Raw genomic sequence first — 1,556 nt, 5'->3', positions numbered from 1 at the left:
CAGGGGCAGGGTTGTTGACGGGAGCGGACGTGGTTGTTTCGCCCGGGCTGGTCTCGGCGGGTTCATCGTCTTCCAGTTCCTGCAGCAAGGCCTCGGCCCAGGACTCGTCGGCATTTTCATGGTGGCTGGCCCGGCCGGCGCCATGCATGTCAGCGAAGTCTTCGCCTAATCCGCCGGCGGGGTCGTCCACATCCAGGTTCATGAACGAGTCGCTTAACTCCATGCCCTGAATGCTCAGGCCATCAGCGTCGGTGCCGTCATCGTCGCCAAATTTCTGCTCGTCCCCGGAAGAGGCTGCGTCACTGTGGGTGCCGTCCAGTGCGCCGGCCCAGCGATCCTGCGGGGCGGCTTGCTGCGGTGCCGGGGGATCAACCAGGTAATCATTGGCCTGGAAGATCTGCAGGCAGGAGCCACACCGTACCGCACCGCGTGCCTGTTTCAGGTGTTCATCGGTAATTTTGAACTGGGCTGCACAGTGGGGGCAGCGGGTCTTGTATTGGGTGGCCATGGCTTTCGCCTGAATTGTTATTGGTAATGAATCGCAACACGCTGCACGCAACAGGCTATCACGCAGCCCGGGAATGGCGATGGTGTGCAGGCAAGTATGTTTTACAGAAAAAACGGGACAGGCCGCAAGGACCTGTCACTCAGTTTTCCCTGAATCTGTGGATTCAGGTGACGCGGCGCACCCCGTCAATGCGCACCCAGTCACCCTGTTGGGTGGTGGGGGTCAGATCAAACCAGGGGGCATAGGCGGCGCGGACCGATTCCGCCTGTTCTGCCAAAATGCCGGACAGGGCCAGTGTGCTGCCGGGGCGGCAGTAGCCGGCCAGCAGCTCGGACAGCTCTACCAGCGGGCCGGCCAGGATGTTGGCGACCAGTACGTCGCACTGGTAATCCGCAGGCATCTGCTCCGGCAGGTACAGGGCGAGCGAGTCTGCCACGCCATTATTACGGGCATTGTCTTCGCTGGCGATCAGCGCCTGGGGGTCGATATCCGTGCCGGTGGTCTCACCGGCACCGAGTAACAGCGCGGCGATGGCCAGTACCCCGGAGCCGCAGCCGAAATCGAGCACGGTTTTGCCGTGCAGGTCGGCGCCGTCCAGCCATTGCAGGCACAGCGAGGTGGTCTCGTGGGTCCCGGTGCCGAAGGCAAGGCCCGGGTCCAGCTTCAGGTTGACGGCTTGCGGGTCTGGCGCCTCGCTCCAGCTGGGAATGATCCACAGTCGCTCACCAAATTGCATGGGCGAGAAGTCATCCATCCAGGCCCGCTCCCAGGTCTGGTCTTCCAGGGTTTCGTGGTGGCTGGCTTCGGCTGTCAGCCCCTGGGCTGTGAGAGCGGCAAGTATCAGCTCGGGAGTCTGGTCCTTTTCAAACAGCGCACTGACCACGGTGTTTTGCCACAACGGGCGGGTGCCCGGCGGCGGTTCGAATACGGGCTGGTCGGCGCCGTCGGTGAGGGTCACGGCCACGGCGCCGAGGTTTTCCAGGGCAGCCTGAAAGGCATCGGCGTGTTGTTCGGTGGTGGCAAGGTGGAGCTGAAGCCAGGCCATGGA

The 1,556-nt window shown here is 63.1% G+C and carries 2 protein-coding genes; both read right to left on the bottom strand.

Annotated elements, in window-relative coordinates; translation table 11 throughout:
* On the bottom strand, positions 1 to 508 hold a 508-nt coding region (locus tag A3754_RS22980), incomplete at its 3' end, for an MJ0042-type zinc finger domain-containing protein (RefSeq protein WP_197468801.1).
* Positions 509 to 671: 163 nt separating this feature from the next.
* A complete protein-coding gene (gene prmA / locus A3754_RS22975) occupies positions 672 to 1,553 on the bottom strand; it encodes a 50S ribosomal protein L11 methyltransferase (RefSeq protein ID WP_063521444.1) in 882 nt (293 codons plus the stop codon).
* Positions 1,554 to 1,556: the final 3 nt, after the last annotated feature.

It is taken from the genome of Alcanivorax sp. HI0083, from assembly GCF_001635175.1.
Note: the sequence above shows the minus strand (reverse complement) of the source record. Positions and strands in the feature narration are given on the sequence as shown.

Excerpts from the sequence above, each read along its gene's own strand:
- prmA (WP_063521444.1), bottom strand. The coding sequence starts at position 1,553 with ATGGCCTGGCTTCAGCTCCACCTTGCCACCACCGAACAACACGCCGAT.